General features: G+C 61.2%; 24 protein-coding genes. 22 read left to right on the forward strand and 2 right to left on the reverse strand.

What is annotated here, in order from left to right; all coding sequences use genetic code 11:
- Positions 1-29: 29 nt before the first annotated feature.
- The 6 genes from VHE12_10895 to VHE12_10920 all read left to right on the forward strand — a co-directional run bounded on the left by VHE12_10895 (position 30) and on the right by VHE12_10920 (position 5,546).
- Positions 30-947, forward strand: a complete 918-nt coding sequence (locus VHE12_10895; protein HVZ81283.1) for a hypothetical protein — start codon at positions 30-32, stop codon at positions 945-947.
- A 112-nt stretch (positions 948-1,059) separates the two neighbouring features.
- Positions 1,060-1,902, forward strand: a complete 843-nt coding sequence (locus VHE12_10900) for a FecR domain-containing protein (protein ID HVZ81284.1) — start codon at positions 1,060-1,062, stop codon at positions 1,900-1,902.
- Positions 1,899-3,056 (forward strand): hypothetical protein, encoded by a 1,158-nt coding sequence (locus tag VHE12_10905; protein ID HVZ81285.1) that lies wholly within the window; start codon positions 1,899-1,901, stop codon positions 3,054-3,056. Before VHE12_10900 ends, VHE12_10905 begins: the two co-directional genes overlap by 4 nt.
- On the forward strand, positions 3,050-4,009 hold the full coding sequence (locus VHE12_10910; protein HVZ81286.1) for a hypothetical protein: 960 nt from the start codon (positions 3,050-3,052) through the stop codon (positions 4,007-4,009). The genes VHE12_10905 and VHE12_10910 overlap by 7 nt, the downstream gene beginning before the upstream one ends.
- A 57-nt stretch (positions 4,010-4,066) precedes the next feature.
- Entirely contained in the window at positions 4,067-4,666 is a 600-nt protein-coding gene (locus VHE12_10915; protein ID HVZ81287.1) for a MarC family protein, read from the forward strand.
- Between the two features lie 4 nt (positions 4,667-4,670).
- The gene (locus VHE12_10920; protein ID HVZ81288.1) at positions 4,671-5,546 is read left to right on the forward strand and encodes an NAD(+)/NADH kinase; all 876 of its coding nucleotides are present in this window, start codon (positions 4,671-4,673) and stop codon (positions 5,544-5,546) included.
- Between the two features lie 4 nt (positions 5,547-5,550).
- Here the strand turns inward: VHE12_10920 and VHE12_10925 are convergent, their stop codons facing one another.
- Together VHE12_10925 and VHE12_10930 are read right to left on the reverse strand one after the other, a co-directional pair.
- Entirely contained in the window at positions 5,551-6,348 is a 798-nt protein-coding gene (locus VHE12_10925; GenBank protein ID HVZ81289.1) for a D-alanyl-D-alanine carboxypeptidase family protein, read from the reverse strand.
- Positions 6,349-6,392: 44 nt separating this feature from the next.
- Positions 6,393-7,016, reverse strand: coding sequence for a 2,3-diphosphoglycerate-dependent phosphoglycerate mutase (locus tag VHE12_10930; protein ID HVZ81290.1), 624 nt, complete (start codon positions 7,014-7,016; stop codon positions 6,393-6,395).
- 139 nt (positions 7,017-7,155) lie between these two features.
- Here VHE12_10930 and ribD point away from each other — a divergent pair, with 139 nt between their 5' ends.
- The 16 genes from ribD (at position 7,156) to nikC (ending at position 23,183) form a co-directional block, all read left to right on the forward strand.
- Entirely contained in the window at positions 7,156-8,244 is a 1,089-nt protein-coding gene (ribD, locus tag VHE12_10935) for a bifunctional diaminohydroxyphosphoribosylaminopyrimidine deaminase/5-amino-6-(5-phosphoribosylamino)uracil reductase RibD (protein ID HVZ81291.1), read from the forward strand.
- Between the two features lie 10 nt (positions 8,245-8,254).
- Positions 8,255-8,866 (forward strand): riboflavin synthase, encoded by a 612-nt coding sequence (locus VHE12_10940; GenBank protein ID HVZ81292.1) that lies wholly within the window; start codon positions 8,255-8,257, stop codon positions 8,864-8,866.
- Positions 8,863-9,303, forward strand: a complete 441-nt coding sequence (locus VHE12_10945) for a YaaR family protein (GenBank protein ID HVZ81293.1) — start codon at positions 8,863-8,865, stop codon at positions 9,301-9,303. The genes VHE12_10940 and VHE12_10945 overlap by 4 nt, the downstream gene beginning before the upstream one ends.
- Positions 9,304-9,329: 26 nt before the next feature.
- Positions 9,330-10,541 (forward strand): bifunctional 3,4-dihydroxy-2-butanone-4-phosphate synthase/GTP cyclohydrolase II, encoded by a 1,212-nt coding sequence (locus VHE12_10950; GenBank protein ID HVZ81294.1) that lies wholly within the window; start codon positions 9,330-9,332, stop codon positions 10,539-10,541.
- Between the two features lie 65 nt (positions 10,542-10,606).
- Positions 10,607-11,071, forward strand: coding sequence for a 6,7-dimethyl-8-ribityllumazine synthase (ribH, locus tag VHE12_10955; protein HVZ81295.1), 465 nt, complete (start codon positions 10,607-10,609; stop codon positions 11,069-11,071).
- 10 nt (positions 11,072-11,081) lie between these two features.
- A complete protein-coding gene (gene nusB / locus VHE12_10960) occupies positions 11,082-11,483 on the forward strand; it encodes a transcription antitermination factor NusB (GenBank protein ID HVZ81296.1) in 402 nt (133 codons plus the stop codon).
- Positions 11,484-11,579: 96 nt separating this feature from the next.
- Positions 11,580-11,930: a hypothetical protein gene (locus tag VHE12_10965; GenBank protein HVZ81297.1), complete on the forward strand. Its 351-nt coding sequence runs from the start codon at positions 11,580-11,582 to the stop codon at positions 11,928-11,930.
- 63 nt (positions 11,931-11,993) lie between these two features.
- The gene (locus tag VHE12_10970; protein HVZ81298.1) at positions 11,994-12,725 is read left to right on the forward strand and encodes a metallophosphoesterase family protein; all 732 of its coding nucleotides are present in this window, start codon (positions 11,994-11,996) and stop codon (positions 12,723-12,725) included.
- Between the two features lie 7 nt (positions 12,726-12,732).
- A complete protein-coding gene (locus tag VHE12_10975) occupies positions 12,733-13,530 on the forward strand; it encodes a hypothetical protein (GenBank protein ID HVZ81299.1) in 798 nt (265 codons plus the stop codon).
- Positions 13,527-15,560, forward strand: a complete 2,034-nt coding sequence (ligA, locus tag VHE12_10980; GenBank protein HVZ81300.1) for an NAD-dependent DNA ligase LigA — start codon at positions 13,527-13,529, stop codon at positions 15,558-15,560. Before VHE12_10975 ends, ligA begins: the two co-directional genes overlap by 4 nt.
- A 214-nt stretch (positions 15,561-15,774) precedes the next feature.
- Positions 15,775-16,242 carry a hypothetical protein gene (locus tag VHE12_10985; protein HVZ81301.1) on the forward strand — a complete coding sequence of 156 codons (468 nt, stop codon included), beginning with the start codon at positions 15,775-15,777 and terminating at the stop codon, positions 16,240-16,242.
- Between the two features lie 375 nt (positions 16,243-16,617).
- On the forward strand, positions 16,618-19,302 hold the full coding sequence (gene secA / locus VHE12_10990) for a preprotein translocase subunit SecA (protein HVZ81302.1): 2,685 nt from the start codon (positions 16,618-16,620) through the stop codon (positions 19,300-19,302).
- Between the two features lie 52 nt (positions 19,303-19,354).
- Positions 19,355-19,441, forward strand: coding sequence for an SEC-C metal-binding domain-containing protein (locus VHE12_10995; protein HVZ81303.1), 87 nt, complete (start codon positions 19,355-19,357; stop codon positions 19,439-19,441).
- A gap of 242 nt (positions 19,442-19,683) precedes the next feature.
- Positions 19,684-21,333, forward strand: a complete 1,650-nt coding sequence (locus VHE12_11000; GenBank protein HVZ81304.1) for a peptide-binding protein — start codon at positions 19,684-19,686, stop codon at positions 21,331-21,333.
- 40 nt (positions 21,334-21,373) lie between these two features.
- A complete protein-coding gene (locus VHE12_11005; protein HVZ81305.1) occupies positions 21,374-22,345 on the forward strand; it encodes an ABC transporter permease in 972 nt (323 codons plus the stop codon).
- A complete protein-coding gene (gene nikC / locus VHE12_11010; protein HVZ81306.1) occupies positions 22,338-23,183 on the forward strand; it encodes a nickel transporter permease in 846 nt (281 codons plus the stop codon). Before VHE12_11005 ends, nikC begins: the two co-directional genes overlap by 8 nt.
- Positions 23,184-23,470 lie beyond the last annotated feature (287 nt).

The raw sequence follows: 23,470 nt of genomic DNA on the forward strand, positions 1-23,470 counted from the left end.
CGATTCTGCGTTTGATGGGGGAGGTTTGTTTGAGATTCCGTTCTTTGGTCCCATGGGCTTATTTCGCTTGCGCAGCGCTTCTCTTTTCCTGGGGTTGCAACTCCTCCCAACCGATCTCGCCGAACAAACCGACAGCCCTGGACGTTTCCCTGCCCCTGGGCTCGAACGTCCGGGCGTCGTTCTTAGGGATCACCCAGAACGAGGTCTTGTACCGCCTGGACGGCCCCAATCATAGCTTGATCCAAAAGGGGAGCGTCGGCCCCTTTTCGGCCGCGGTCAGTTCCGGTTCCCTGAATTTTTCACTTGAGGTGCCCAGCCAGGACAACATGGTCCTGTCGGTCCAACTGAATGACGCCGCTACCCATTCGCCTTTGGCGATCGGTGCCGACAGGCTGGACCTGGTTTCGGCGCCGACCAAACAGATATCCATCGATTTAGGCTCCGTGATCCGCAATTGCTATTTCACCAATACCCAGTCCGCGGCGGTTTCGATCCTTTATTCGGGAATGATCTACAATTTCACCAATGACCTCTTGGCCAATACATTGACCCCGCTTTCCACGACGGACCTGATCGTGAATCCCTATGGTCCGCCAACGAACCAGTTCTATTTTCAAGAGGCCACCCCCGTTGGCCTTCCGGTCAGTGTGATCGCCTACTTGGGAACCGGCGATTTGGTCGATTTTGATTATGTGCCCGCTTCCACTGCCTTTTATGCCGATTCCACGATATCGAAGGGAGGAGCGGTCCCGACCTTGGAGACAGGGGATATTTATTGCCTGAAATTGACCAGTACTCCTGGGGATTTTGCCTGGGTCCAAGTCGTCAACCCGGGTGATCCCGCTAGCGTGGGACCCAGTTTCCTTTTCCGGGCTTCGCCGAACCCGTATTTTTCCTATTTTCGGACCCCGGCGGATACGGGCGGCGGGTGCAGTACCCTTTGGTGATCCGTCAGTCGGTCGGTAGGTTTAGGTAGAGTAAATTTCGTCCTGAGATTTGATATTCATAAGGACTTTGGTAGAATTCGCCCCATTCCAATCCCCAACGATCGAGGGTCTTTTGAAAACACTCCTTAAGCTTTCTGCGGTATTTCTGCTCCTGATGGCGGTCGGCCCTCTTTGGGCTGCGTCCACGGAATCCGGGGTCCTGACCCAGGTCGCGGGCAAGGTCCAGGTGAAGGACCGGTCCGGTAAAAAGGTCCGTGACGCCAAGGATGGGTCCAAGGTCAAAGAAGGGGAACGGGTGGTCACGGCCGCCGATTCCAAGACCATTGTCCGTTTCTTCGACGGCTCCCAATTGTCGGTCAGCCCCGGTTCGGACGTTCAAATGGGCGAGATGCGCAAGCTGGCAGGTCAGGACAAGGTCCTCCATTTCAAGCTTCTGGTCGGGAAACTCTTCGCTTCGGTCCAAAAATTGGCGTCCTCCAAATCATCCTTCGAGATCGAGGCTGGAGGCGTGGTCTGCGGTGTTCGTGGCACCGAGTACACCCTGCAATACGATCCAACCACCGGAAAGACCAATATCCAAGTGCTCGACGGGACCGTTTGGGTCCAGTCGGGAGGCAACACCTATACCTACGGCGCAGGCCAAGGTGGGTCCTTCACCAATGGGAACCCTGATAAGGGCAACGGGACCGGCAATAACGGGAACGGGAACCAGGGCAAAGGTGGGAACGACTTCAACCCCTTCTACGGGTTCAACGGGAACGGTGGGGATGATCCGGGTGCTCTCTTGGGTGATCTTTCGGGTGGCACGGGGGATGTGGTCGGCCAGACCGGGGATGACGGCCGTAACCAGACGGGCCGCGCGGGCCTGGTCCTTCAATTGGACTTTCCTGAATACGGTAATCCATTGGGTGGTGGTGGCGGTGGATCACCGTCTGTCCGAGGAGGCGGGAAATGAAGATTTCGCCCTCTTTCTTCTCGACGCTTGTTGCCTGTTTCTTGGTGTTCGGTCTTTCGAAGGCCGGTGCTTGGGACCAAGAACTCCAGACGGGTTATGTCTTTGACTTTTGGAATTCGAATTTCATCTATCACGGCAGTGAAAGCCGTCTACCCCTTTCCTATCGTCTTTCGAATGAGAAGTGGTCCTTCCAACTTTCGACCGCTTTCGTTCTGGGCGACTACCAGGCGGACGCAACCCCCTCTTCGGACGTTTCCAAGTTCAGCGGTCAGGATCTCTCCGACCTGAGCCTCCGGGCTTCCGTCGTCCTTCCGACGGGAGGCGATGTGAAGTCCAGTTTTTCGGGAGGATTGAACATCCCCACGGGCGATGACCAGTGGGAAGCGAAGGCGGGGGATGGAGCGGTTCCCTATAATTTCGACCCCAGCTATTACCATGGGCGTGGTTGGGATTTCAACGTCTTCTATACCCTCAACTCGCTGGGGCAAGGGACCCAGTGGGGTGTTGGGTTTGGGTTCCTTCAAGCCTCCAGTTATCTCAATTCGGGTGAAGCGCCCGCTCCCTGGGGGGCTTTGGTGGGAATGGGGACTTTGGGTTTTCCGGCCGGGGCGGACGAGCTTTTTGCCTTGCGCGGTGTCTATAGCCGGCCCCTGGCTGCGAACGCTCCCCATGTGTCGGGTGCTTTCACCCTGAGCCCGACCGTGGAAGCGTCCGGGCAATGGGTCAAGAAGCTGGGTCGCGATCGCCTTCAGTTGACCGTGTCCTATGACCTGTTCGGCCAAAGCACTTTTCCGGACATGTCCTCCGGCATCAATTCACCGACCTCGGAGACTTTTTTGGGTGACCGACTCCGGGTCCGGCCGTTCCTGGCCTGGGTTTTCGCCCCGGGCGTGGCGATGGAAAGCGGACTGGAGTGGAAACATATCCTCTCGAACGGTTACGCGACCGATGACCAGGCCTATAACGGTGGCGGCGACCTCTTGGGGGCGTTGCAAAGCGCTACCTTCCAGGTCGATCCCGCGACCTTCTTCAATTTGGCCGGTTCTTATCAATATGTTCTTGCGAAAGATTACGCGAAGGATACGGGCGGTCAGTTGACGAATGTCACCTTCAATCAATTCACCTTCGGAGCGAATGTGGGGTTCAAATGGTAAAAAAAATTCTGTTCCCGATCGGGTTGCTTGTTTTAGGCGGTTTGTTGGTCTTGACGGGTTGTAACCAAGCCAATCCTCCGGTCACTCCCCGGGATTCGGCGTCTTTGGTCATCGCCTTTCCTGTGCCTAAAACGGTCTCTCCGGCCTTAAAGAACAGGTCCCGGTCGGGGGTTCCTTCTCCGAAATCGGCCTTACCCCTGAGCTATGGGACTTTCGAATACAACATCTCGGCCGGTTCGGAGGCGGTGACGGGTTTCGTGGATATTTCCTACGGAGTGACCATGGGGACCGTGAGCATTCCCCTGCCGCACAATGGAACTTGGCTGGTTTCGGCCGAGTGGCTCGAATACGGGAACCCCCGGTTCATCGGCGCGGATCAGGCCGTGGTCAATGGGACCACCAACCTGAACCTCCAGATGGGGGATGTCACCCTTTATGGTTGCTCCTACGATTACCTGGCCGATCCAAATAGCTGTTATTCGACCTATAGCGGGGATATCTTCACTTTCGATTCGGGTTTTATTGGTTATTCCACCAACCTCGATACGGGTGACATACAGATCGTATACGACCAGAACAATGGTACTGAAACCATGACCAGCCCTTCCGGTGCCAGCCATGGTTTCGCCTATCTCGGAACGGGGGATTGGTTGAACTACACCCAGATCCCGTCGGGGACCGTTTACTACGCCGATTCGGAAGCCGCCAAGACCGCCATTCTGGGGGCCGGCAATGGCGGCATGGCTTACGGCGATGTCTACGCGATCCAAATTTCACCCACGTCCCATGTTTGGCTCCAGATCACCGGTGATTACAATTGCGGGTCCGGGGATGAGGTGTATTTTGGGTTCCGGGTCAATACCCAAGGTTATTCCTACATGAAGTACGAAGCCACCAGCTACGGGAAAGCCAATTGCACCAATGAGACTTATTCCGGCGGCGGTGGCGGTTGAGGCTTCGGCTTTCCTAAAGCCATTGTCCCGACCTTTTCTTGGCCCCATAATCTTTCCATGAGCACTTCCGTCCTTTTGGGGTTATTTCTCCCTCTTTTCGTGGCCATGGACCCCTTGGGTCTCTTTCCGGCCTTCATCCAACTCACGTCCGATCTTTCGGCCCCCAAAAGAAAACGGGTCGTCGATCTTTCCATCCTGACGGCCGGGGTGGTGGGGCTCCTTTTCATCCCCTTTGGCCCTTGGCTCCTGGGTGTCCTGGGCCTCCAGACGGGCGATTTCCAGGTGGCGGGCGGGCTCCTGGTCCTGGTCGTGGCCTTGCGGGACATCGTCTGGGAACAGAAGATGTTGAGCCTGAGCGAGTCCTCCGAAGGGGCGGGGATCGTGCCCTTCGGCATCCCCTTGCTGGTGGGGCCCGCGGTCTTCGCGACCCTCATCCTTTTGCGGGACCGGTTCTCCCCCCTGGAAGTGGGGGCTTCCCTCCTGGCGAACCTGGCCATCGCCTGGGTCGTCTTCCGCAAGTCGGAGCTCTTGATGCATTGGATGGGGCCCGCGGGGAGCCGCGTGGTCTCCAAGTTGGCCGCCCTGCTCATGGCCGCCTACGCGGTGATGATGATCCGCTCCGGCCTGCTTTCCCTCCATCACTTCTTCCAAGGTTGAGGTCATGAAGAACCGCAAGGTCCTGGTCATTTATAAGGAAAGCGCCTACAGCCAGTTCCAGGCTTCGGGCTCCTTGACCAAGGGACTGAAAAAAGGGGATTACCTGGCCGTGGTGCGGGGAAGCCATGACCGCCACCACCGGACCCTGGCCGGCGTCCTGAAGGCCCTGGCGGCCGAAGGTCTCCCCGTGGACCGGGTCCTGCGCCACAAGGCCTACCGGCTCCGGAACGTGGACCACCGTTATGCCTTGGTGGTCTCGGTGGGGGGGGATGGGACGCTCCTGGACGCCTCCCACCTGGTCGAACGGGTCCCCATCCTTGGCGTCAACTCGGACCCGATGCGCAGTGTGGCCCGTTTCAGCGGATGCCGGTTGGAGGATTTTCCCCAGGTCCTTCGGGGACATCTCGAAGGACGAACCAAGCCTGTCCCGGTCCCCAGGCTCCAGTTCCGGGTCAATGGTCGCCCGAACCCTTGGCGGGTCCTTAACGATCTCCTGGTTTGTACGGCCAGCCCCGCCGGTACTTCCCGCTATTTCCTGGAGATCGGTGATAGGTCCGAGGAACAAATGTCCAGCGGCATCTGGGTTTCGACGGCGGCGGGCTCCAGTGCGGCCATCTTCTCAGCGGGCGGGAAGGCCCAGTCCCTGACGTCCCGGTCCTTCCAATTCCTGGTCCGCGAACCCTACCAACGGAAGTTCGGCGTCCGGCGCCTGGTGCGGGGCATTCTAAGACCGGGTCAAAGGTTGGGGATCGTTTCCCGGATGAAGGAAGGGCGGATCTTCGTGGACGGGCCGAACCTGTGGTTGCCTTTCCGGCTGGGGGACCGGCTGGAAGTGGGGCCTTCGAAAAGCCCCCTTCGCCTGATCGGCGTCAAGGGCTGAGGGGTCAGCGGCCGTCCGGGCCGGTGTTTCCCTTCGAACAGTCATCGCTGATGGACTTCATTTCGGCCGCCATCAACTGGGGAAAATACCGCATCAGGTAGTCCACATCGGCCACGCGGTCGCTCATGATCAAATGGTAGTCGCCCAATCCCTTGATATGGGCCTCATAGACCTTGGCGAAAGGCACGAAGCTCCAATGCCAGGGCTCGTCCCGCACCGCGCCCCGTTTTCCCTGGTAGGTCTTGCAAAAACCGAAGTCGGGCGCGTTATCCTCCATCCAGCGGTAGAAGGCGATCACCCGGCTGGGTGTCCCGGGGTTCACGTTCTCCAACTGGCCCCGCAGGGAAGCCTCCGAGATGTCCAGGTCCGTTCCCCATTGGTGCCGGGAAAGGCCGGGGATCGAGACCAGGGTCATGACGGCCCTGACCCGGGCCTTCTGGTCCAAGTTCTCCGACTTCTTATAAAGACGGTCGTAGTGGTTCCAGATCTGGCGCTGGTGATAGAAGGACCGGAAACCGGAGACCAGGATGAGGTCCCAGCCGTCCTTCTTGGCCTTTTCCTTGAGCTTCCAGAAATATTCCAGGACGGGTCCCTGGGCCTTTTGCCCGCTCGCCGGGTCCTGGACCAGTCCGGGAGGATGGTCCAAGCCCAGGATCTGCCGGTCGGTCAGGGGCGGCGGGGTGGGGAAGGCGGGTGGTTGCTCGGTTATGGGTCCGGACCCGGGTGCGGGGAGAGCGGCCGATGGTTTCGGACGGGGGGTGGCGCACCCCCCCAGGATGAGGACGAAAGCCAGCCACCCCAACAGGGAGGCGCGGTGGGTCAGGGGTAGGACGGGAAGGACGGGACTTATTTCAGGTCCTTGGACGAAAGGATCTTGAGGTCCTTGTCCAGCTCATAGACCCGGGGCACGGCGGTGTCCAGGTTCAGTTCCAGGACCTGTTCCTTGGTCAAATGCTCCAAGTGCATCACGATGGACCGCAGGGAATTGCCGTGGGCGGCCACCAGCACGTTCTTGCCCTTCTGGAGATAGGGGACGATCTTCTCGTCGAAATAGGGGAGGGTGCGGGCGGCGGTGTCCTTCAGGGACTCGGAAAAACCATCCTGGTCCTTCGGGGGCGGCACGTCGTAGCTGCGCCGCCAGATCTTGACCTGGTCCTCGCCGTATTTGGCCGCGGTCTGGGCCTTGTCCAAGCCCTGCAGGGCGCCGTAGTGCCGTTCGTTGAGGGCCTTGTCCTTCACGGTGGTGAGGCCGGCCTGGCCGATCTCATCCAGGATGACGGCCAGGGTCTTCTGGGCCCGCTGGAGGTCCGAGGTGAAGGCGATGTCGAATTTCATGCCCTTCAGGTGCCGGCCGGCGCGGTGGGCCTCCTGCTCGCCCAGTTCGGTCAGGGGAACGTCCACCCAGCCGGTGAACTTGTTCTCCAGATTCCATTGTGATTGTCCGTGTCGCACCAGAACGAGAGTCGGCATGGGAGCCCCTTTGCGTCGTGATCCTCCAAAGAGCGGTGATTTTAACCTCGCCTTCCGTCCTTGAAAAGCCTTAAAGGCCGCGCCTTGAACCCCCCCGCGGGTTTCGGCATACTGGAAATCCGAAAGAACAAGGTAAGACATGACCGCCCTCCAATATATGAAGCGCGCCCTGCATCTGGCCGGAACCCGGGCCCGCTATGTCTCGCCCAATCCGCGCGTGGGCGCGGTGCTGGTTCGCGGCGGCCGTATCGTGGGGGAAGGGGTGACCCAACCCTATGGTGGCCCACACGCCGAGATCATGGCCCTGCGACGGGCGGGATCCCGCGCGCGGGGCGCCACCCTTTATGTGACCTTGGAACCCTGCTCCCATTACGGCAAGACCCCGCCCTGCGCCAACGCGATCCTCGACGCCGGTGTCCGCCGGGTGGTGGCCGCCACGGGCGATCCCAACCCCAAGGTCGCCGGGAAGGGCTTCCGTCTGTTGAGGGCGGCCGGGATCGGCGTCCAGGTGGGGCCCGCGGCGCCCGAGGCGATCGAGCTCAACCAGGCTTTCTTCTTCAGCCACGCCCAAGGCCGTCCCTGGGTCACCCTCAAGGCCGGGACCAGCCTGGACGGACGCATCGCCGGGGTGACCGGCAGATCCCGTTGGATCACGAACAAGGTCTCCCGGCAAAAGGCCCATCTCCTGCGGTCCCGGGCGGACGCCATCCTGGTCGGTTCGGGCACCCTCCTGGAAGACGACCCTTCCTTGACGGTCCGCCTGCCGGGCTGGCGCCGGAAGGACGGATGGCCCCTCCGGATCGTTCTGGATTCCCGTTTGCGCATCCCCCTCAAGGCCCGGGTGCTGAAGGGTCCCGCGGGAACGGTCCTTTTCGCCGCGCCCCAAGCGCCCCAGGCGAAACAAAGGACCTTGGAGTCGCTGGGTGCCCGAGTTTTTCGGGTGCCTTCCCGTGGAAAGATGTTATCGTTGAAGGCTATTTTGGCCTTGCTGCAGGGGCTGGAGGTCCGGTCCCTTTTGGTGGAGGGGGGCGGGGCGGTCCATGCGTCCTTCCTCGAAGAGGGGCTGGCCGACGAGCTTCATTTGTTCGTGGCCCCCAAGGTGATCGGGGGAAAGGCGCCCTCCTGGGCCGGGGGAAAGGGTGTAACGGACCCCAACCTGGCGGTCCGGCTCAAGGGGCTCGAAGTCGAGCCACTGGCAGGAGACCTTTGGGTCCATGGGACCTTTTGAGGGAAAGAACATGTTCACGGGTTTGATCCAAGAGATGGGGCGGGTCCTGCGGGTCCAACGGACCCCGGACCTTTTGACCCTCACGCTGGAGGCCCCCAAGACGGCCCCGGCTCTGAAGGTGGGGGACAGCCTGGCGGTCAATGGATGCTGTTTGACCGTTGTGGAGGTAGCTACGCCCCGATTGGTCTTCCAACTGGTCCCGGAGACCCTGCAACGCACCGCTTTGGGGGGCCTGAAGGAAGGCGACCGGGTCAATCTCGAACCGCCCCTGACGGCCTCCGCCGCGCTCGGCGGCCATTTCGTCCAAGGGCATGTGGACGGAGTGGGCACCCTGACGAAACTCGAGCCTTTCGAGGGCGGGGCCCGCTTGGGGATCCGGCTCCCGAAGGGATTCGCCCGCTATGTGGTGGAAAAGGGGAGCATCGCCCTGGATGGGGTCAGCCTGACCGTGGCCGCCGTGAAGGGGGATGAGGTCGAGGTCGCCCTCATCCCCCACACCTTGAAGGAGACCGTCTTCCAGTTCCGGAAGGCCGGCGACGGTGTGCAGGTGGAGGTGGACCTCTTGGCGAAATACGTGGAACGCCTCACCGGCGCCTATGGCCCGGCCGGAGGGAAGGCATGAGCATGAAGATCGAAAAGGTCGGCGACGGCGGCGCTCCCGAGAAGCCGTCCTCCATTTCCGAGCTCTTCGCTCCCGCGTTGACCGAACGCATGAAACAGGTCGGGGACCCGGTCTTGAGGGCCGAGCTCTCCAACCTTATCGTTGAGGTCGAGGAGAAGGGCAAAAAGCTCCTGGCGGGCAAGGGCCGCCGGGAGTTCGAGAACTACAAGCGCTCGGTCAAGAAGTTCATGGACAAGGTGGTGGCCAGTTCCTTCAAGCTGGAGGAGAAGCACGGCCACAAGAAGGATGGCAAGTTCGTGGTCTACCTGACCATGCAGAAGGTGGACGGGGCCCTGGACATCCTGGGGCAGATGCTCCTGGCGGGCCAGCAGGACCCCATGCGCCTCATCGCCGCCCTGGACGAGATCCGGGGCATGTTGTTGGACACTTATCTTTAAGCGGGGGATCCCCCCAGGACCTGAAAATGGAATTTGAACGCATCGAAAAGGCCGTCGCCGACATCCGCGCCGGCAAGATGGTCGTGGTGGTGGATGACGAGACCCGCGAGAACGAGGGCGACCTGGTCATGGCCGCCGAGAAAGCCACGCCCGAAGCCGTGAACTTCATGGCCAAGGAAGGCCGGGGGCTCATCTGCGTGCCCATGCTGGGGGAGGACCTGGACCGGCTGGGGCTTTCCATGATGGTCACCGAACAACAGGACAATTTCCGCACCGCCTTCACCGTTTCCGTGGACGCGCGCCAGGGCGTCACGACGGGCATTTCGGCGCCCGACCGGGCCCGCACCATCCAGGTGATGATGGACCCGGCTTCCCGTCCCGCGGACCTGGTGAAGCCCGGCCATATCTTCCCGCTCCGCTACCGCGTCGGCGGGGTCCTGCGTCGGGCCGGGCACACCGAGGCCGCCATCGACCTGGTCCAGTTGGCGGGTTTGAAGCCCGCGGGCGTCATCTGCGAGATCATGCGCGACGACGGCACCATGGCCCGCCTGGAGGACCTGCAGCTCATCGCCCAAAAGCACGGGCTCACCCTCATCACCATCGCCGAACTCATCCGCTTCCGCCGCCAGAAGGAAAAACTGGTCCGCAAGGTCCTGGAAGTGCCCCTGCCCACCGAGACCGGCCCATGGAGGGTCCATGTCTATCGGGCCCAGACCGAGGACGACGACAGCCTGGCCCTGGTGAAGGGCGACCTGAAGGGCGGTCCGGTGTTGGTGCGGGTCCATTCCGAATGCCTGACCGGCGACGTCTTCGGGTCCCTGCGCTGCGATTGCGGGGAACAACTGCACGCGGCCATGGCCCAGATCGAAAAGGAGGGTCGGGGCGTGATCCTCTACATGCGCCAGGAAGGGCGCGGCATCGGGCTCTTCAATAAGTTGAAGGCCTACCGTCTCCAGGACGAGGGATTGGACACGGTGGAAGCCAATGAGAAGCTCGGGTTCCCGGCGGACCTGCGGGACTACGGCATCGGCGCCCAGATCCTGGTGGACCTGGGGATCAAGGACCTCCGCCTGTTGACCAACAATCCCAAGAAGATCGTGGGCCTGGAGGGCTACGGGCTCCACGTGGTCGAACGTGTTCCCATTGAGGTTAAACCCAATCCCTCGAACGAGAGATACCTGGACGTGAAACGTTTGAAGCTCGGCCACTTTCTCGGGAAAAAAACCGACCAAAAGTAGGGGCGGGCATTACAATGCGTGGCCGTGTGACCGGAAGGTCCCGGCCGGAAATGGAAAGGTCGGCCTTGAAAGTCATCGAAGGAAAGCCCGAAGGGAAGGGCGCGAGGATCGCGGTGGTCGTGAGCCGCTTCAACGACCTGATCGGCCAGCGCCTGCTCAAGGGCGCCCTGGAGACCTTGAAGGCCCGGGGCGTGGCCGAGGGCGATATCGAGGTGGCCTGGGTGCCGGGCGCCTGGGAGATCCCGGTGGTGGCGGCCCGGATGGCGGCCCAGGGGAAGTTCAACGGCGTGATCGCGTTGGGCGCCATTGTGCGGGGCGAGACCACCCACCACGAGCATATCGGTTCCGAGGTCTCGGCGGCCTTGAGGGGATTGACGGAGCGCTACGGTCTTCCGGTGGCCTTCGGGGTCCTCACCACCGAGGACCTGGACCAGGCCCTGGCCCGGGCGGGGGAGCATAGCGACAACAAGGGGGCGGAAGCCGCCCTTCATTTATTGGAGACCCTTTCGGTCCTGGGGCAATTGTCATGAGGGGGCCGTCATGGGCGTGAAACGACGCAGCCGTGAATTGGCGTTGCAGATGCTTTTCCAGATGGACATGGGAACGGTCCAGATGAAGGACCTGGAGGAGAACTTCCTACCCCAGGCCAGCGCCCCCGAACTGGCCAAGGTGCTGTCCCTGCAGATGGTGCGGGCCACCTGGGACAAACTGGCCGACATCGACAAGCGCCTGCGGGGATTGGCCGAGAACTGGGACCTGGCCCGGATGGCCGCCGTGGACCGCAATATCCTGCGGTTGGCGGCCTATGAGATCCTTTATGAGAAGGAAGTGCCCAAGTCGGTGGCCATCAACGAGGCCATCGAGATCGTGAAGCGTTTCAGCACCGACGAGTCGAGCAAATTCGTGAACGGCATCTTGGACAAATTGGAGAAACCGGCCTAAAGGCTCCGACAAATGAAGGGTCCTGCTGGTTTGGATATGCTGTTTCCTTATTCCGTGGATCGTTCCGTCCTGCCGCACCATATGGAGAGATAGAGAGTGGAAATCGACATCCCGTCCGACATCCGGACCTTCCTGGACGAAGTGGTGGATTCCTTCGTCATGTGGGACCTGCTGATCTTCTGCTCCAAGAAGAACTTCGAATCGCACACGCCCGCCCAAGCCGCCCAGATGCTGGGCCGCATGGCCGAGGATGTGGAAAAACCGGCCCGGAAACTGCAACAATTGGGGCTGATCACCATGGAGAAGAGGGGGGATGGGGAATTGGTCTGCCGGTTGAACCCCGACTCGGACCGCTATGCATCCCTCCAGCGCTTCTGGGCCTATAACGAGAACCAGGAGAACCGCCTGCGGATCCTCAGTTACCTGCTCCAGAAAAAGGTCCGGTAAAGCCGTCTTTCTTCCCTCCGCTCCGGCAAGGTTTGCCGCGTCCCTTGTGTTAAAATGCCTCCCATGCGATACGGGCTCTTTTCCGACGTTCACAGTAATCTCGAGGCCATGACGGCCGTCGCCAAGTCCATGAAGGACGCGGGCGTCGTCCAGACCCTTTGCGGCGGGGACTTCGTCGGTTATTACGCCGACCCCAACGCGACCATCGATCTCATCCGGTCCCTCGACTGCTGGAAATCGGTCATGGGCAACCACGATGCCGGGCTCCTGGGCCTCACCTCCCTCGACAAGTTCAACAAACCCGCCGCCGAGGCCATCCTTTGGACCCGGGGCCGCATCACCCCCGCGAACCGGCAGTTCCTCCAGGGCCTGCGCCTGCGCGAGGAGATCGGCGAGATCCAATTGGTGCATTCCTCGCCGCTCCAGAGCGAGGAGTGGCATTACCTCACCGCCCAGGAGGACCTGGAACGCAACTTCCGCTATTTCCAGGGCTTCATCTGTTTCTTCGGCCACGTCCACAAACCCTTCATCGCCGAACAAAAGAAGGACGGGTCGGTGAGGATCATCGAGGACGCGGACTACCAATTGGATCCGGAATGCCGCTACCTGGTGAACGTGGGGTCCGTGGGCCAACCCCGGGACGGCAGCCCCAAGACCTGCTGGGTGCTCTACGATTCCACCGCCAAGACCCTCTCCATCAAGCGGCTCGACTACGACTTCGAGACCACCGCCAAGAAGACCCTCGACGCCGGGCTTCCCGAATATCTCGCCCAGCGGTTGAAGACGGGAAAATAACTGGCCAATGAACTGGTTCCTCCTTCTTCTTCTCCTTCCTTCCTTGTTTCCTTCGTCCTTGTTGGCCTCGGGACAAGATTTTTCCTATGACGGTAAACCCATCCATCCCAGTTGTTTGGGGGAATTGGTCGAAGATGAGGGAAAAGAAAGCGTCGATCTCTCGAAGTGCAAAGTCGATTGGAAAGGCGTCGAGACCCGGCCCCAAGGGATGATCGAATTTGAGGACATGGATCCCAAAGATGGGGAAGACGGAGGCCGTCATCCATTTTCCGCCTATCGGTTCGTGGGAAAATTCGGGGATAACTATATTGTCCTATACCAATGGGGTGGCGGCGGGACCGGTATCTTCAGCGGGTTGGCAGGCGTCCGGATTGAAGGAAGGACATTACTGAAGGTGTTCAATGTCCTGGGCGGAGATCGATGCAACGGCGGTTTGCTTTCAGCAAAGGCTGAAAATGGAAGGATCCTCGCGGAGGTCAATGTCACACCTTATGACCTGATGAGTCTGAGGTTGGGTCCGGAAAAATTGGAAGGATTGCAATCTTGTTCCATCTGTTGCGCCGCGGTCGCCACTTTCGAAGTGGACCCGGGCACCGGAACTAGCCGACTTGTCGGCGTTGATCTTGGCAGTGATCTTGAGGACGTTCAAACCGACCCGGCCGAAGTCGGGATACAGGATTGCTTCAACCGTCTTTACAATACTTATATTCGTTCAAAAAGGTCCAAGTTGGATCCAAGGGCCTTTGACGGATTTGTGAAGGAATTCGAAAAAGCATGGCTGAAAGGCCTGCCTGAAAAGAAATGACCATGAAGAAAGATGGGGCTCCCCAAGCCGTTCAAAAACGCGTCGAGAAGCTCCGGGAGACCATCCGGCATCACGATAAGCTCTACTACGACCAGGCAAGCCCCGAGATCACCGACTTCGAGTATGACCGCCTCTACCGGGAACTGAAGGACCTGGAGGCCCAATACCCCTCCCTCAAGACCCAGGATTCCCCTACCCAAACGGTCTTCGAGACCACCGGCAAGCACTTCAAGACCCTGCCCCATCGGGTGCCCATGCTGTCCCTGGACAACACCTATTCCCTGGAAGAACTGAAGGAATTCGACGAGCGGGTCCAAAAGGGCCTGGGCGGCGAGAAGTACAAGTATGTTTGCGAACTCAAGATCGACGGGGTCTCCATCGAACTCATCTATGAGAAGGGGAAGCTCACCCACGCCATCACCCGGGGCGACGGGGAAAAGGGCGACGACGTCATCGCCAATGTGCGCAATATCAAGGGCCTGCCCGCGACCCTGAAGGGGTCCGGCTATCCCGACCGCTTGGAGATCCGGGGCGAGGTCTTCTTCACCCGGAAGGATTTCGAGGCCATCAACGAGGAACGGGAGGACGCGGGACTGCCCCTTTTCGCCAATCCCCGGAACACCGCGGCGGGCACCCTCAAGACCGTGGACCCGGAAGAAGCGGCCAAGAAGCCCCTGCGCATCCTCCTTTATTACGTCTTCTCGCCCGGCCAACTGCCCTTCGATACCCAGGCCGAGAGCCTGGCCTGGCTCAAGAAGATGGGTTTCCCCGAGGATGAGCATCACCGCCTCGCCAAGACCATCGACGAGGTCCACGACTACTGCGAGGAATACCAGGCCAAACGCGACAAGATCGGCTTCGACTGCGACGGGGTGGTGCTGAAGATCGACGACTACGCCCAACGGGAGAAGCTGGGCACCACCTCCAAGATCCCGCGCTGGGCCATCGCCTTCAAGTTCGCCGCCCAGAAGGCCGAGACCACCCTCAAGGACATCACCCTGCAGGTGGGCCGCACCGGGGCCATCACGCCCGTGGCCGAACTGGAACCGGTCCAGCTGGAAGGGACCACCGTCTCCCGGGCCACCCTCCATAACCAGGACGAGATCGAGCGCAAGGACCTCAGGGTCGGCGACCGGGTGCTGGTGGAAAAGGGCGGCCTGGTCATCCCGAAGGTCCTTCAGTCCTTCCCGGAAAAGCGCACGGGCAAGGAACGCCGTTTCAAGATGCCCGCCGAATGCCCGGTCTGTTCCTCCAAGCTCGTCAAGGAGGAGGAAGAGGCGGTCTGGCGCTGCGAGAACCTGGCCTGCCCGGCCCAGGTGGAGCGCCGCATCCAGCATTTCTGCTCCCGCGACGCCATGGACATCCGGGGCGCGGGACCGGCGGTGGTGAAACAGCTCCTGGAGGAGAAGCTCATCAACGACTATGCCGACCTCTACAAGCTCAAGCCCAAGGACGTGGCTGACCTGGAACGCAAGGCCGAGAAGTCGGCCCAGAACCTCATCGGCCAGATCGAGGACAGCCGGGGGCGAACCCTGGGGCGGCTCCTCTTCGCGCTGGGCATCCGGCACGTGGGCGTGCATGTGGCGGAGATCTTGGCCGCCCGCTACCGGGACATCTGGGAGGTGGGCGAGGCCTCCGAGGAGGAATTGACCGCCACCGACGGCATCGGCCCCATCGTGGCCCATTCCATCGCGGCCTTCTTCGCCCAGAAGGCCAACCTCAAGGTCATCGGTAAATTGGAGGCCGGGGGGGTGAACCTGCGGCGTCTGAAGGAGGAGGAACCCTCCGGCGAACAGCCCTTCCTGGGCAAGACCTTCGTCTTTACCGGGGAACTCAAGGGCTATTCCCGCTCCGAAGCCGAGAAACTGGTGAAAAAACTGGGGGCCAAGGCTTCCGGTTCGGTCTCCAAGGTGACATCCTATGTGGTGGCGGGGGAAGCGGCCGGGTCCAAGCTCAAGAAGGCCAAGGAACTGGGCGTGGAGGTGATGGACGAGGCGGCCTTCGAAAAGATGGTCAAGAAATATAAATAAGAATGTGTCATTGCGAGGAATGCCGGACGAATAGGCCGGCGCAAATGACGAAGCAATCTCAGTTCCAAAATAAGGTCCTTATTTATACTGGAGTTGCCGCGTCGTAACCGTCCCGCCCTTCGAGGGCCTCAGGGCTTATCAATAGGCCATGAGCTTGTCGAATGGCTATTCGCGGGCCACTCCTCGCAATGACAGAAAAAAACAGAGGAAGATCATGAAACCTAAGTCGGCCATGCTTTTTGCCATTTTCCTGCTCATTTGCGTATATCCGCTAGGACGGGATGCCTTCGCGGGACAGACGGCTTCCCAGGACGCCGGGGTGGTGGCGGGGGAACTGGAAAAGGCCAAGGCCGAGACCCAAAAGCTCAAGGACGCCTGGGACAAGTCCCGGTTGGAAACGACCCTCTACGAAAAGCGGGTGAAGCGGGCCACCGATCGTTTCGCCAAGGCCGCCCAGGGCCTGAAGGACAAGGCGCGGGTAGAGAAGGAAAAGGCGGAGATCGAATTCCAGATCTCCCTCGAACGCCGGAAGTTGGCCTACAACGCCTGGCAGGCGGCCCAATTGCGCGCGGCCGCCAAGGAATCCCTCTTGAAGGCCTTGGAGGACGACAAGGATTGCGAGGAGATCGGCAAGCGGATCGAGGGACTGAAGGCCAAGCTGGCGGGCTTGACCGGGAAATAGAAGGGGGACGGTGGCGACGAAGCGACCCCAGTTCCCAAATAACATCCCTGGGAAAAGGCTTATCTGAACTGAGTTTGCCGCGTCGTGATCGCCCCGCCCTTCGAGGGCCTCAGGGCTTATCAATAGGCCATGAGCTTGTCGAATGGCTATTCGCGGGTCACTCCTCGCAATGACAGCAAAATTGCAACGTGGCCAAAGTTCCCGCAATGACAGTGATTTTGACCTTGGGCGGTTCTTGAACCCCCCCTTTGGAATCCCTATACTTCCCCTTCCTAGCCTCCAAATCCTCAAGAAAAACGTCAAAAAGACGTTCTTTCCAATAACCCATCCGTCCCTTGGCGCCTTGGCGCCTTGGCGGTGAAAAAAGGTGTTCTTTTGATCGGCAATATCCTCACCAAGGTCTTCGGCAGCAAGACGGAGCGCGAATTGAAGGGCCTCTGGCCCAAGGTCCAGGCCATCAACGCCCTGGAACCCCAAATGAAGGCCCTCTCCGACCAGGACCTCCGCAACAAGACCGCCGAGTTCAAGGAACGCCTGGCCAAGGGCCAGACCCTGGACGACCTGCTCGTCGAGGCCTTCGCGGTGGTGCGGGAAGCCGCCCAGCGCACCATCGGCCAGCGGCACTTCGACGTCCAGCTCATCGGCGGCATGGTGCTCCACGCGGGGAAGATCGCCGAGATGAAGACCGGGGAAGGGAAGACCCTGGTGGGGACCCTGCCCGTCTACCTCAACGCCCTCGCGGGCAAGGGCGTCCATGTGGTGACCGTCAACGACTTCCTGGCCGAACGGGACAGCCACGGCCGGGGCGACTTCAAGGGCATGGCCAACATCTACAGCTTCCTGGGGCTCACCACGGGCGTCATCAAGCACGGGATGGACCATGAGGAACGCAAGGGCGCCTACAACTGCGACATCACCTTCGGCACGAACAACGAACTGGGCTTCGACTACCTCAGGGACAACATGGCCACCTCCATGGACCACGTGGTCCAGCGCGACCTCAACTACGCCATCGTGGACGAGGTGGACAGCATCCTGGTGGACGAGGCCCGCACGCCCCTGATCATCTCGGGGCCCAGCGAGGAATCCACCGACCTCTACTATAAGATCGACCGCATCATCCCCTCCCTCAAGGCGGGCAAGGACAACGACTACGACACCGAGGAAAAGACCCGGGCGGTCTTCCTGACCGAATCGGGCGTCCGCCACGTGGAGAAACTGCTGCAGGTGGACAACCTCTACGACCCCAAGAACGTCCAGTTGGTCCACCACGTCCAACAGGCCCTCAAGGCCCACGTCATCTTCAAGAAGGACGTGGACTACATCGTGAAGGACGGCGAGGTCGTCATCGTCGACGAGTTCACCGGCCGCCTCATGCAGGGCCGCCGCTATTCGGACGGATTGCACCAGGCCCTGGAGGCCAAGGAGAAGGTCAAGATCGAGGCCGAGAACCAGACCCTGGCCACCATCACCTTCCAGAACTTCTTCCGCATGTACAAGAAACTGGCCGGCATGACCGGGACCGCCGAGACCGAGGCCGCCGAGTTCAAGGAGATCTACAACCTGGACGTGCTCACCATCCCCACGCACCGCCCCATGGTGCGCGTGGACGAGCCCGACGCGGTCTACCGGTCGGTGCGCGAGAAGTACGACGCCATCGCCAAGGACATCGAGGAGCTCCACAAGAAGGGCCAGCCGGTCCTGGTGGGGACGGTCTCCATCGAGAAGAACGAGATGCTCTCGGCCATGCTCAAGAAGCGGGGCATCAAGCACGAGGTCCTCAACGCCAAGTTCCATGAGCGGGAATCGGACATCATCGCCCTGGCCGGCCGGCCCGGCGGGGTCACCATCGCCACCAACATGGCGGGCCGCGGGACCGACATCAAGCTGGGGCCCGGTATGAGCGAGTTGGGGGGGCTGGCCGTCTTCGGCACCGAGCGCCACGAGAGCCGCCGCATCGACAACCAGCTGCGGGGCCGTTCCGGCCGCCAGGGCGACCCGGGCCTCTCCCGTTTCTACGTGTCCCTCGAGGACGACCTGATGCGCATCTTCGGGTCCGACAAGCTCAAGGATTGGATGACGCGCCTCGGCATGGAGGAGGGGGAGGTCATCCAGCATCCCTGGGTCTCCAAGTCCATCGAACGGGCCCAAAAGGCCGTGGAAGCCCACAACTTCGACATCCGCAAACACCTGCTCGAATACGACGACGTGATGAACAAGCAGCGGGAGGTCATCTACCGGGAACGCAACCGGGTCCTGCGCCAGAACGACATCCGCTCCCACATGCTGGAGGTGCTGGAGGACGTGGCGGTGATCGGCGTGGAGGCCCACATCCCCGAAAAAGCCGACACGGACAAGTGGGACTTCGAGGGGCTCCACAAGTGGTTCCAGGGCATCTTCCAGACGCCGTTGGACTGGCAGAAGGAGAACCTGGTCCGCCTGGACCGGGACGCCCTTTTCGCGGCCATGAAGGACGAGATCCTCAAGGCCTATGAGGCCAAAGAGAAGGCGCTCACCCCCCAGGTCATGCGTACCCTGGAGCGGGCCATCCTCCTGCAGGTCGTGGACAACCAGTGGAAGGACCACCTGCTTTCCATGGACCACTTGAAGGAAGGCATCGGCCGGCAAGGCTACGGCGGCAAGGACCCATTGATCGAGTACAAACGCGAGGGCTTCGAGCTCTTCCGGGAGATGGTGGGCCGCATCAAGGAAGAGACCCTCAAACTGCTCTTCCTGGTGCAGGGCGTGCGCTCGGTCGATGACCTTTTCCCGACCGGCGAGTTCAAGAACATCCGGGAAGAGCATCCGGATTTCGACCCCCGCGCCGCCGCCCAGGCCACCCGGGCCCAGGCGCCCCAACCCATGGGCATGCTGGGCGGCAACGTGGCCCCCGGTTTCGGCGGACCCCCTCCGGGCTACGACGAATGGGAAGCCCAGGGCAGCCAGCCCCGGGAACAGGTGAAGATCGCCCCCATCCGCCGCGACGAGCCCAAGGTCGGGCGTAACGACCCCTGCTGGTGCGGTTCTGGCAAAAAGTATAAGAAGTGTCACGGGGCCTAGGACCGTTCCCTGTGACGAGCCTACAAGGCGAGGAACGGGATCAGGGAGCGCCATTCCAAGGGAATGGTGCAAGGTCGGGCGTAACGACCCCTGCTGGTGCGGGAGCGGGAAGAAGTACAAGAAATGCCATGGAGCGTAAGCGGAATGGCGTTTCGGCCTGCGCTTGAGCCCACCAGGCGAAACGCAAGGTGAGGGGTGCCGTTCCAATGAGGAACGGCGAAAGAAGTGCCACGGCGCTTAAGGCATCACACGACACGAAGCCACGAAGTTTTGAAGAGATCGTTCGAAGGGTGAAGATTCAAGAATGTCCATTTTCGGCCGGCCTTCGTGTCTTGGCGGCTTCGTGTCATGTTATGCCTTTATCTTTTTCAGGGGGGTCTCATGAACCGTAACTCTTCGTTGATCCTGGCGGTTTTAGCGGCCATCCTTCTGGCCGGCTGCTCCCATAAGGACCCCAAGATCTACGCCCAGGGCGGCCCGGTGGCCGACGGGGACACCCTCATTGAATCCTCCATCGGCGACGCCAAGACCCTGAACCCGGTCCTCATGGACGAAAGCGCGGGCGGGGACATCGTCGCCTTGGTCTTCAACGGCCTCCTGCGTTACAACGAAAAGATGGAATTGGAGCCTTGCCTGGCCGAGAAGTGGAAGGTCTCCAAGGACGGCAAGACCATCACCTATAACCTGCGCCATGGCGTCAAGTTCCACGACGGCGTGGAGATGACGGCGGAGGACGTGGTCTTCACCTACAAGGTCTTCTCGGACCCGACGGTGAACACCCCCTATGGGGCCGATTACCAGTACATCAAGTCGGTGGAGGCCGAGGGCCTCTACACGGTCAAGGTGACCTACAAGAAGGCCTTCGCCCCCGCCCTGACGAACACCTTTTCCTCCATCCTTCCCAAGCATCTTTTGGAAGGGAAGGACATCAATAAGGACGACGATTTCAACCGGCACCCCATCGGCACCGGGCCCTACAAGTTCAAGGAGTGGAAGACCGCCCAGCAGATCGTGCTGGAGGCCAACCCGGACTATTGGGAGGGCAAACCCCATATCAAGCGTTTCATCATGCGGATCATCCCGGACCAGTCCTCCGAGTTCCTGAGCCTGCTCAAGGGCGAGATCGACGGCATGGGCGCCTGGACCAGCGGGGGACTGACGCCCGAGCAGTACGCCCGGCAGACCGACACCCCGAAGTTCACCGACTACTACGACAAATTCCGCACCGACCAGTTCGTCTACGTCTATGTCGGCTGGAACCTGGAGAACCCGCTCTTCCAGGATGTGAGGGTCCGCAAGGCCCTGACCATGGCCATCGACCGCCAGAGCATCATCCAGAACGTGGTCTATGGACTGGGGAGCATCTGCACCGGTCCCTTCGTGCCCCAGTCCTGGGCCTGCGATAAGGACGTGAAGCCCTATCCCTTCGACGTGGAGGGGGCCAAGAAGGTCCTGGCGGAAGCCGGTTGGAAGCCCGGCGCCGACGGCATCCTGCACAAGACCATCCAGGGCAAGGACACCCCCTTCCGGTTCAAGCTCTATACCAACCAGGGCAACGTCAGCCGGGAGCGCATCGCCACGATCGTCCAGCAGCAGCTCAAGCAGGTGGGCATCGATTGTTCCCCCCAGATCATGGAATGGACCACCCTGCTGAACGAATACATCAACAAGCGCAAATACGACGCCATGGTCATGGGCTGGCAGTTCGGCCCGGAGCCCGACTGTTACCTTTCCTGGCACTCCTCCCAGATGGGCGAACACCAGTACAACATGGTCGACTACAAGAACCGCACGGTGGACTCGCTGCTGGTGCAGGGCCGGACCACCCTGGACCCGGCCAAACGGGCGCGCATCTACCACCGGATCCACCGGATCCTCCACGACGACGTGGCCGCCACTTTCCTTTATGTCCCCAACTCGCTGCCGGCGCTGCACAAGCGCTTCAAGGGGGTGGAGGTCAACCCGAACGGGATCGGTTGGCACCCGGAGCGGTGGTACGTGCCCGCCGACCAGCAGAAATACGCCCAATAGCCCTTAATGACGGGGAACCCGGCCGATGGTAAGGTGAGGCATGCGTAACTACCTCCTGCGCCGTCTGCTGGTCATGGTGCCCATGGTGCTGGGCATCTCCATCCTTACCTTCGCCATCCTCCAGCTTTCCCCCGGCGACCCGGCCTCCCTCTCGGTGAGCCTGAACTCCAAGATCGATCCCGGCTACATCACCAAACTGCGGGCGTCCTACGGCCTGGACCAGCCGGTCTATGTCCAATACGGCCATTGGCTCCAGGGGATGCTGACGCTCAACTTCGGCAATTCCTTCATGGACGGGCGTCCGGTCTCCACGGTCATCGCCGAAAGGCTCCCGGCCACCCTGCTCCTGTCCGGTCTCTCCGAGGTCCTGTTGTTCCTCGTGGCCGTGCCCCTGGGGGTGATGGCGGCCTATTACCGGGGAAGCTGGCTGGACCGGTTCCTGACCCTGTTCTCCTTCGCCGGATTCGCCATGCCGACCTTCTGGCTGGCCCTGATGCTCATGCTCATCTTCGGGGTCCATCTGGGCTGGCTTCCCGTCTCGGGCATGACGAGCGTGGGGTCCGAATATCTCCCTTGGTACGGGAGGATCGGGGACCTGGCCCTGCACCTCATCCTTCCGCTCGTCGTCACCACCTATGGCGGGCTGGCCTCGGTCTCCCGTTACGCCCGCACCTCCATGCTCGAGGTCATCCGGCAGGACTACATCCGCACCGCCCGGGCCAAGGGCCTTTCCGAATTCCAGGTGGTCTTCAAGCACGCCCTCCCCAACGCCCTGATCCCCATCATCACGCTGCTGGGCCTCTCCTTGCCCGCCCTCATCGGGGGCAGTTTCATCATCGAGACCATCTTCGCCTGGCCCGGGATGGGCCGCCTGGGCTTCGAGGCCATCATGTCGCGCAACTACACCCTGGTCATGGGCATCGGCACCATTTCGGCGATCCTCACCCTGCTGGGGAACCTCCTGGCGGACATCGGTTATGCCCTGGCCGACCCGAGGGTGCGCTATGAATAGGGTCCTGCGGACGATGGGACGGCACAAGCTGGTGGCCGTCGGCGGGCTCCTGGTGGGGTTCCTGGTGCTCACGGCCCTGACGGCCCAATGGATCGCGCCCTACGACCCGAACCTGCAGGTCCTTTCCGACCGGCTCCTCCCTCCCGGGGCCCATCATTGGCTGGGTACGGACCAGTACGGCCGGGACATCCTCTCCCGCCTCTTCTACAGTTCCCGCATCTCCCTTTCGGTGGGGTTGGTGGCGGTCTCCATCTATGTGCTGATCGGGACCACCGTGGGGGCGGTGGCGGGCTACTACGGGGGGCTGGTGGACGGGCTCCTCATGCGCTTCACCGACATCGTGTTGTGCATCCCCACCTTCCTGCTGATCCTGATGGTGGTGGCCTTCGTGGGGCCCAGCATCGTGAACATCATGGTGGTCATCGGGCTGACCTCCTGGACCGACGTGGCCCGGTTGGTGCGCGGGGAGGTCCTTTCGCTCAAGGAACGGGAATTCATCCAGGCGGCCCGGGTCATCGGGGCCGGCGACGTGCGCATCATTTTCCGCCATCTCCTGCCCAACGCCCTGGGGCCCATCCTGGTCGTGGCCACCTTGGGCATCGGCGGGGCCATCCTCACCGAATCGGCCCTTTCCTACCTGGGCCTGGGGGTCCAGCCGCCCACCCCCAGCTGGGGCAACATGCTGGAGGAAGGGAAGGAGCATCTGACCGACGCCTGGTGGCTCATCACCTTCCCGGGGCTGGCCATCTTCTTCACCGTGCTGGGCTATAACCTGCTGGGCGAGGGCCTGCGGGACTACCTGGACCCCCGCCTGCGGGGTAGTGACCGCAACGGCTGAGGCGGCTCGAACCACAGAGGTCACCGAGAGCACAGAGAGAAGCGGAGTTCGATAACGACGGATCGCCATCGGGGGTCGTGGCGCGGTGACGGGGCAATGGGAAAATCTTGGTTTTCCCAGTTGCCCGATCCCGCGCCCCAGGGCCTTCGGCCCAGGCCCCATGGGCCTGCCCGATGGCGGTGGTCTTCATCAGCGTCAATTTGCGTTGATTTGCGGCCAAGGGTTGGCCGGGATCGACCTGGCTTGGCTATCCCATGCATCTGTGGCAAATGGACTTGCCTTTCTCT

This window comes from bacterium (assembly GCA_035549195.1).
Lineage (GTDB): Bacteria > Oederibacteriota > Muellerivitia > Muellerivitales > Muellerivitaceae > DASZRK01.